The sequence below is a fragment of the Streptomyces sp. CB02980 genome (genome assembly GCF_014451325.2).
Classification (GTDB): Bacteria; Actinomycetota; Actinomycetes; order Streptomycetales; family Streptomycetaceae; genus Streptomyces.
The window spans coordinates 5,126-15,085 of record NZ_JACSCH020000036.1 but is presented as its reverse complement, the minus strand read 5'-3'; the positions used below and the strand labels follow the sequence as shown (position 1 = coordinate 15,085).

At 74.2% G+C, this 9,960-nt stretch carries 1 protein-coding gene; it reads right to left on the bottom strand.

The features are described from left to right. Nucleotides 1-9,960 (bottom strand): type I polyketide synthase (locus tag E0F75_RS39075; RefSeq protein WP_229315801.1); only part of this gene is annotated, 9,960 nt, incomplete at both ends.

Below are 9,960 nucleotides of genomic sequence, written 5' to 3'. Positions count from 1 at the left end.
ACACCACGTACGGCATCCGCCTCACCGGCCAGCACGACCGACCCCGGCGCGTTCACCGCAGCCACCCACACACCGGCAAGGCCCGCGATCCGCTCCCGGACCTCCTCCACAGGCGCAGCCACGGACACCATCACCCCACCGGCCGGCATCCCCTGCATCAGCCGGCCCCGTACACAGGCCAGCCGCACCGCGTCACACAGACTCAGCACGCCCGCAGCCACAGCCGCACTGATCTCACCGACCGAATGCCCCACCAGCACATCCGCCCGAACACCGCTCTCGACCAGAACCCGCCACAGGCCCACCTCCAGCGCCACCAGACCGACCTGAGCGAACACCGTCTGGTCGATCAGGTCACCACGACCGTCCAAACCGAAGAGCACAGGACGCAACGGCTCCGGCAACAACTCATCCGCCACCGCACACACCTCGTCCACCACACCGGCGAACGCCTCGAACCGCTCATACAGCTCCGCACCCATCCCGGCGAACTGCGACCCCTGGCCGGTGAACAGCACCGCCGTCTTCCCCGTCACCGGCGAACCGGTCACCAAGCCCTCAGCCGGAACGCCCTCGGCCAGCGCATCAAGACTCGCAACCAACTCCGCGGCATCCGTACCCACGACCACCGCACGGTCGTCCCACGCCGTACGGCCTGCCAACACGGAAGCCACGCCGGAGACGTCGGCGCCCTCACGCTCGCGGACGAACTCAGCAAGGCGCGCCGCCTGCCCGCGCAGACCCGCGTCCCCACGACCCGACACCAGCCACGGCACCGGCCCCGGCATCCCCAGCGTCGGTATCTCCGGCGTCGGCAACTCCGGCGTCGCCGCCACAGGCTCAGCAGCAGAAGGCTCGGTGGCCGGCGGCTCCTCAAGGATCAGGTGGGCGTTGGTGCCGCTGACTCCGAACGAGGACACGCCCGCCCGTCGCGGACCTCCCTCACCGGACCAGGGCAGTGCCTGCGTCAGCAGGCGTACGTCACCCGTCGACCAGTCCACGTGCGACGACGGTTCATCGACATGCAGCGTTCCGGGCAGCTGCCCGTGCCGCATGGCCATCAGCATCTTGATCACGCCGGCCACACCCGCGGCAGCCTGCGTGTGCCCGATGTTCGACTTCACCGACCCCAGCCACAGCGGACGGCCCTCCGGCCGGTCCTGGCCATACGTCGCAAGGAGCGCCTGCGCCTCGATCGGGTCGCCCAGCCTCGTACCGGTCCCGTGTCCCTCCACCACGTCCACCTCGCCGGCGGTCAGACCGGCATTCGCCAGCGCCTGCCGGATGACCCGCTGCTGCGACGGACCGTTCGGAGCCGTCAGGCCGTTCGAGGCACCGTCCTGGTTGACGGCCGAACCCCGCAGCACCCCGAGCACCCGATGGCCGTTGCGGCGAGCGTCCGACAACCGCTCAAGGAGGAGTACGCCCGCGCCCTCGGCCCAGCCGGTACCGTCCGCCGCAGTGGCGAAGGGCTTGCAGCGGCCGTCGGGGGCCAGGCCGCGCTGGCGGCTGAACTCCACGAATCCGGCGGGTGTCGACATCACCGTCGCGCCGCCGGCCAGCGCCAGCGAGCATTCGCCCGCCCGCAGTGCCTGCGCCGCGAGGTGCATCGCCACAAGGGACGACGAACACGCCGTGTCCACCGTCACCGCCGGGCCCTCAAGCCCGAACACGTACGCAAGCCGGCCCGACACCACGCTCGCCGCGTTCCCGGTCAGGAAGTAGCCCTCGCTGCTCGCGTCGGCCGGCAGGGACATGTAGTCCTGGCCGCTGGTGCCCATGAACACACCGGTCGGGCTGGTGCGCAGCGAGTCGGGAGCGATCCCCGCGCGCTCCAGTGCCTCCCAGGTCACCTCGAGGAGCAGCCGCTGCTGCGGATCCATGGCCAGCGCCTCACGGGGACTGATCCCGAAGAAGCCCGCGTCGAACTCGCCCGCGTCCGCGAGGAAGCCGCCCTCACGGGCGTAGGAGGTGCCGCTGCGCTCGGGGTCCGGGTCGTACAGGGCGTCGAGGTCCCAGCCCCGGTCCGTCGGGAATCCCGAGATCGCGTCACCACCGGCGGCGACCAGGTCCCACAACTCCTCCGGGGATTCCACCCGGCCGGGGAAGCGGCAGCCCATTCCGACGACGACGATCGGATCGTCGCTGTCGGCGGACCGCACAAGCCCGCTCTGGCCGCCCTGGCCGGACGGACCGCCCCGCGACCGCTCCGGCCGCAGGCCGAGGAGCGTGTCACGCAGGTGCCCGGCCAGGACGGCGGGGCTGGGGTGGTCGAACACGAGGGTGGCGGGCAGCGGCGTGCCGAGAGCGACGGCCAGCCGGTCGCGGAGCTGGACCGAGGTGAGCGAGTCGAAGCCGAGACCGCGGAAGGCCCGGTCGGCGTCGACCTCGTCCGAGTCTGCGTGACCGAGGACCGCGGCGGCTTCGGCACGCACGAGGTCCAGCAGCAGTCGGGTGCCGTCGGCCTCCGGCAGTGCGGCCACCCGGCGGCCGAGGCCGTCCGGCACCGGCGCGGGATCGACGTTCGCGTCGGTGAGAAGGTCCGCCGCCTCCGGGAGTTCGGCGAGGAGCCGGCTCGGGCGGGCTCCGGTGAAGAGGGGGACGAACCGGTCCCAGTCCACGTCGGCGACGGTGACCTGGGGTTCGTCCTCGGCGACGGCGCGGCGCAGGGCGGCGACGGCGCGGTCCGGGTCCATCACGGTGATCCCGCGACGGCGCAGCCGCTCGGCTGCGTCGCCGACGGTGGCCATGCCGACGCCCGCCCAGGCTCCCCACGCCACCGAGGTGGCGGGGAGCCCCCGGGCCCGGCGGTGTTCGGCGAGGGCGTCGAGGTAGGCGTTGGCCGCCGCGTACGCGGCCTGGCCGCCGCTGCCCCAGACGCCCGCGATGGACGAGAAGAGCACGAACGCGTCCAGCTCGGTGTCGGCGAACGCCTCGTGCAGGACGGCGGCGCCCCTCGTCTTCGCGGCCAGGGTGTCCGCGATCTCGTCCGGGGTGGTGTCCGCGAGGGGCGCGTGGCGGCTGATCCCCGCGGCGTGCAGTACGGAGCGGATCGGGTGGCCCTCGGCGGCCACGCGGGCGACGAGCTCGGCGACCGCGCGGCGGTCGGTGACGTCGCAGGCGGCGACGGTCACCCGGGTCCCCAACTCGGCCACGAGACGGGCCGCCTCGGGCCCGTCGGCGCCGGAGCGGCTGACGAGCACCAGGTGGTCGGCGCCGTCGGCGGCCAGCAGGCGGGCCACGTGTGCGCCGATCCCGCCGGTCCCGCCGGTGATGAGGACCGTGCCTCGGGGCTGCCAGCCTCCGTCGGAGGAGGTGGCAGGGGCGGCGGCGCGGATCAGCCTCCGGCCGAGGACGCCGGCGGGCCGGATGGCGACCTGGTCCTCACCGGTGTCTCCCGTATGTCCGGTGCCTCCGGTTCCTCCGGTTCCTCCGGTGACGACGGCGCAGAGCCGGTCGTACGCCGTGTCGTCGGGCTCGGCGGGCAGATCGGCGAGCCCGCCCCACCACCGCGGGTGCTCCAGGGCGGCGACCCTGCCGAGGCCCCAGATCTGGGCCTGGGCGGGGTCGGTGACGGGGGCGGTGCGGTCGGCGGCGACCGCGCCGCGCGTCACGCACCACAGCCTGGTCCCAGCGCCGGCCCCGGTCCTGGCTCCGGCCCCGGGCTCGGCTTCCGCTTCCGTTTCCGCTTCCACCTCGGCGAGCGTCTGGATCAGCCGTACGGTTCCGGTCAGGCCCGCGGTCAGTTCGGCGCGGCCGGGGTGCGGTCGCCCGTCGAGGGCCAGCAGGGACAGGACCCCGGCCGGCGGGGCGTCCGCCGCGGCGAGCGCGACACGCAGTGCCGTACCGGCATCGGTGTCGGTGTCGGTGTCGGTGTCAGTGTCAGTGTCAGTGTCAGTGTCAGTGTCCGGTCCGACGGTGAGCAGCTGGGCCTGCGCGCCGCAGCGGGCCAGCGCGGCGAGCACGCCGGCCGTCTCGGCCGCAGCCTCGGGCGCGGACGGCGCGACGACGATCCAGGTGCCGGTGGGACGGGGCCGGGGCAGGTCGGTCAGCCGTCGCCAGCTGATCCGGTAGCGCCAGTCCTGGACGGCGGATTCCGTGTGGCGGCGCTCGCGCCACGCGGACAGCGCGGGCAGCAGCTCGGGCAGCGGCGCCGTCTCCGTCACGCCGAGCTCATCGGTGAGCGACGTGATGTCCTGCCGGGCCACGGCGTTCCAGAAGCGGGTGTCCGCCGGGTCGGCCGCGGGCACCGGGGCGGGGGTGGCGTCCGGCCAGTAGCGCCGCCGCCGGAACGGGTAGGTCGGCAGGGGTACGGGACGGCCGCCCCAGCCCGTCGCGATCGTCGGCCAGTCCAACGGGACGCCACGGGTGTGCAGTTCGGCGAGTGCGGCGGTGACGGCGCGCGGCTCCGGCCAGGAGGGGCGCAGCGTCGGTACGAACGCGACCTCGTCCACGGCGTCGGGGAGGCATCCGGCGCCCATCGCGGACAGCACGCCGTCCGGACCGAGTTCGAGGAAGACGGTGACGCCACGGGAGTGCAGCCAGCGGATGCCGTCGTGGAAGCGGACGGTCTCCCGCACGTGCCGCACCCAGTACTCCGGCGCGGTGGCCTCGTCGGCGGTGAGCGCGGTGCCGGTCACGTTGGAGACGATCGGGATCCGTGCGGGGGCGAGGTCCAGTTCGCTCGCGAGGTCGCCGAAGTCGGCGAGCATGCCGTCCATCCGACTGGAGTGGAAGGCGTGGCTGACGTTCAACCGCCGGTGCTTGACGCCGCGTTCGGCGCATCGAGCGGCGATGTCCAGGACCGCTTCCTCGTCGCCGGACAGCACCGTGGCGGCGGGACCGTTCACCGCCGCGACGTCGACGCGGTGCCGGTGGCCGTCGAGCAGCGGCGCCAGGTCCTCGGGGGCCAGGGCCACGGCGAGCATCGCGCCGCCCTCCGGCAGCGCCTGCATGAGGCGGCCACGGGCGGCGACGAGCCGCGCGGCCTCGGGCAGGGTGAGCACCCCGGCGACGTATGCGGCGGTCAGCTCGCCGATGGAGTGGCCGAGCAGGTAGTCGGGGCGCAGCCCCCATCCTTCGAGGAGCCGGTAGAGCGCCGCCTCCACCGCGAACAGGGCGGGTTGGGTGTACTCGGTCCGGTCGAGCAGGTCCGCTTCGGGGGTGCCGGGCTCTGCGTGCAGTACGTCGAGCAGGGGCCGCTGCAGTTCCGGGGCGAACGCCGCGCACACCTCGTCCAGGCACGCGGCGAAGGCCGGGTATCGGCCGTACAGCGCACGGCCCATGCCGACGCTCTGGCTGCCCTGGCCGGGGAAGAGCACGGCGACCCGGCCCTCGCCTGCCGCCCCGCGCAGGACGGCGGGCGCGGGCGCGCCGTCCGCGAGGGCGGCGAGCGTGCCGAGCAGCTCGTCCCGGTCCGGGGCCAGGACCACGGCCCGGTGTTCCAGGGCGGCGCGGGAGGTGGCCAGCGCGTGGGCGACGTCGGGCAGGGTCAGGTCAGGGTGGGCCGTGAGGTGCTCGTGGAGCCGCGCGGCCTGGGCGGCGACCGTGGCGTCGTCGCGGGCGGACAGCAGGATCGGCAGCGGCTCCGTCGGCGGCGTCTCTCCCGGCCGCACCCCGCCCGGCCGCGCTTCTCCGGGCCGCGCTTCTCCCGGCCGTATCTCCTCCCGCCGTACCTCTTCCGGCAGTACTCCCTCGGCCAGGGCGTCCGCAGGCGCTGTCTCCCGAGGCGCAGCCTGCCCGGGCGCCCCCTCCCCGATGTGCGGTTCGGATACGGGGAGTTCGGGGGCCTCCTCGATGACGATGTGGGCGTTGGTGCCGCTCACGCCGAACGACGAGACGCCGGCCCGGCGCGGGCGGTCGTCGCGGTCCCACGGCACCGCCTCGGTCAGCAGCGACACCTCGCCGGCCGACCAGTCGACGTATGGGGACGCCTCCTCGGCGTGCAGGGTCCTCGGCAGCAGTCCGTGCCGCAGGGCGAGCACCATCTTGATCACACCGGCGGCGCCGGCGGCGGCCTGGGTGTGGCCGATGTTCGACTTGATCGAGCCGATCCGCAGCGGACGGTCCGCCGGCCGGTCTCCGTACGCGGCGATCAGGGCCTGTGCCTCGATCGGGTCACCCAGGACGGTGCCCGTACCGTGGGCCTCGACCGCGTCGACGTCAGCGGGCGTCAGGGCGCCGTCGGCCAGCGCCGCCCGGATCACCCGCTGCTGGGACGGGCCGTTCGGCGCCGTCAGACCGTTCGACGCGCCGTCCTGGTTGACCGCCGAGCCGCGGACCACGGCGAGCACCGGATGGCCGTTCCGGCGCGCGTCGGAGAGCCGTTCGAGGAGCAGGACCGCCACGCCCTCGCCCCACGCGGTGCCGTCGGCGCCTGCCGAGAACGGCTTGCAGCGGCCGTCCGGTGCCAGACCGCGCTGACGGCTGAAGCTGACGAACGCACGGGGGGTGCTCATCACGGTGACGCCGCCCGCGAGGGCGAGAGAGCACTCCTGGCGGCGCAGTGCCTGGCTCGCCAGGTGGATGCCGACCAGGGAGGCCGAGCAGGCGGTGTCGACGGTCACGGCGGGGCCTTCGAGGCCGAGCGCGTACGCCACCCGCCCGGACAGGACGCTCGCCGCGTTTCCGGTGGCGGCGAAGTCCTCGCCGTCGGGCACGTCGGTGAGCAGGGCCTCGTAGTCCTGGCCGTTGGTTCCGGCGAACACCCCGGTACGGCTGCCGCGCAGCGACTGGGGGTCGATCCCGGCGCGTTCGAGCACCTCCCACGACGTTTCGAGGAGCTGGCGCTGCTGCGGGTCCATCGCGAGCGCCTCACGCGGGCTGATCCCGAAGAACGCGGCGTCGAACTCGGCCGCTTCGGACAGGAATCCGCCGTGCCGGACGTACGAGGTGCCCGGCCCGTCCGTCTCGGGGGCGTACAGCCGGGAGAGGTCCCAGCCGCGGTCGGTGGGGAACTCGCTCATCGCGTCGACGCCGTCCGCGAGCAGCGTCCACAGGTCCTCGGGCGAGCGCACCCCTCCGGGCAGTCGGCAGGCGACCGCCACGATCGCGATCGGCTCGTCGCTGTCCGGTCCGGGTGCCGCAGGCCCGAGCCCGTCCGCCTGCGCCTGCGCCCGCGCCCGCTCCTGCGTCTGCGTCTGCGGTGTGCTGTCGGCCCCGCCCAGTTCGGTGTCGATGCGCGCGGTCAACCGACCGACGGTGGGGTGGTCGAAGACCAGGGTGGCCGGCAGTGTCAGACCGGTGGCCACGGTGAGCCGGTTGCGCAGCTCAAGTCCGGTCAGCGAGTCGAAGCCCAGCTCCCGGAAGGGGCGTTCGGATCCGATCGCGGTCGGGTCGCCGTGGCCCAGGACCGCCGCGACCTGGCCGCGGACGAGGTCGAGGAGGGCCGTGTGCCGTTCGGAGCCGGACAGGGCGGCCAGCCGCCGTGCCGCCTCCGGCAGGGCGGGGCCCGCGCCGTCGGCAGCGGGCGCGCCGTTCGGAACGAGGGCCCCGCGTGCGTCGGGCAGGTCGGCCAGCAGCATGCTGGGCCGTACAGCGGTGTACGCGGGCGTGAACCGGGACCAGTCGACGTCCGCCACCAGCACGTTCGTCTCGCCGCTCCCCAGCGCTCGGCCCAGGGCGGCGAGCGCGAGTTCGGGCGCCATCGGCCGGGCACCGGTGCGCCGCAGCCGCAGCACGGTGGCCGCGGACCGCGCGGCCATGCCGTCACCGGCCCATGCCCCCCAGGCGATCGCGGTGGCTGGAAGCCCGGCGGCCCGGCGCTGCTCGGCCAGCGCGTCCAGGACGGCGTTGGCCGCGGCGTAGTTGCCCTGGCCGGCGCTGCCGAGCACCCCGCCGAACGCGGAGAACAGCACGAAGGACACCAGTGGCAGGTCACGCGTCAGCTCGTCCAGATACCGCGCGGAGGTCGCCTTGGCGTCCAGCACCGAGGACAGCCGCTCGGCGGTCAGCGCCGACAGCGGGGCGTCGTCCAGTACGGCGGCCGCGTGCACCACCGTGTTCAGGGGGTACGCGGTAGGCACGGCGGCGATCGCCTCGGCCAGCTCGGCGCGGCGGCTGATGTCGCAGGCGCGCAGGGTGACCCGGCTGCCGAGTGCCTCCAGGTCCCGACGGAGGTCCTCGGCACCCGGGGCGTCCGGGCCCCGCCGGCTGAGCAGCACGATGTGCTCGGCGCCGCGCTCGGCCAGTCGGCGGGCGACATGGCCGCCGAGGGCGCCGGTGCCGCCGGTGATCAGGGTGCTGCCGACCGGCGACCACTCCGGGTCGTCGCCGTGCGTGGAGGTCGTGGCGCGGCGCAGACGACAGGCGAGCATCCTGGTGGCGCGGACGGCGACCTGGTCCTCACCGGTGACTCCGGCCAGCACGAGTCCGAGGCGCTGGTACGCCGAGGCGTCGGGGTCTGCGGGCAGGTCGATGAGGCCGCCCCAGCGATCGGGGTGTTCCAGGGCCGCGACCCGGCCGAGACCCCACATCGCGGCGGCCTCGGGAGCGCGTACCGGCTCGTCGCCGTCGGTGCCGACCGCGCCGCCGGTGAGGCACCACAGCGGGGCGGTCACCCCGGCATCGCCCAGTGCCTGGACCAGCGCCAGGCTGTCGGCCGTCGCGTTCCAGTCCCCGGGCGCGGCGCCGCCGGGGAGTGCGAGGGCGGACAGGACACCCGAGAGGGACTCGGCGTTCTCGGACACCGCGCGCAGCCGGGCGGCGAGCGTGGCCCGCCCGGTGCCGGGTGCGACGGTCAGGACTTCCGCCCGGGCCCCGAGGCTCTCGACCAGGGCGGCCGACGGCGCCAGTGCGCCCGCGTCATGGCCGACGACCAGCCAGGTGCCGGTCAGGGACGCGGCGGCGGTGGGCTCCGGCAGGGGCTTCCAGGTGACGTGGTAGCGCCAGTCGGCGAGTGTCTGCCGCTCCTGGTGGCCGTGCCGCCATGCCGAAAGCGCCGGGAGCACGGCGTCGGAGCGGATGTCCTCATCCAGTCCCAGGGCTTCGAGGTCGTTGCGCTCGACCGCGTCCCAGAACTCCGCCGTAGTGGTGTCACCGTCCGGTTCTGTTACGGAGGGGGCCGACGCCTCCAGCCAGTAGCGGCGCCGCTGGAAGGCGTACGTCGGCAGCTCCATCGGCCGCGTCGTCCGGGGAATCCACGGGGTCCAGTCCACCTCGACCCCGTGGACATGCAGCCGGGACAGACCCGTCAGCACGCTCGTGACCTGGTCACGGTCACGCCGCAGGAAGCTCGCGACGACCTCGCCCGCACGCTCGGCCATCGCGGCGGACAGAGCCGGCTGCGGACCGACCTCCGCCCACACACGCGCACCCGACTCCCGGGCCCTGTCGACCGCTTCGGCGAACCGGACCGGCCGCCGGACATGCTCCACCCAGTACGCGGCACTGCCGAAGTCGGCACCCGCGATCTCTCCGCTCACCGTGGAGACGACCGGGATCTCCGCAGGCCCGAAGGACAGGTCGGCGACGGCGGCGGAGAAGTCCTCAAGCATCGGGTCCATCAGCGGCGTATGGAAGGCGTGACTGACCGGCAGCGGGCGGGTCCGCACGCCCTCGGCGGTCAGCCCCTCGACCACGCCGCGTACCGCATCCGCCTCACCGGCCAGCACGACCGACCCCGGCGCGTTCACCGCAGCCACCCACACCCCGGCAAGGCCCGCGATCCGCTCCCGGACCTCCTCGACAGGAGCGGCAACGGACACCATCACCCCACCGGCCGGCATCCCCTGCATCAGCCGGCCCCGTACACAGGCCAGCCGCACCGCGTCACACAGACTCAGCACACCCGCAGCCACAGCCGCACTGATCTCACCGACCGAATGCCCCACCAGCACATCCGCCCGCACACCACTCTCGGACAGAACCCGCCACAGGCCCACCTCCAGCGCCACCAGTCCCACTTGCGCGAAGGCGGTCTGGTCGATCAGGTCACCGCGACCGTCCAAACCGAAAAGCACA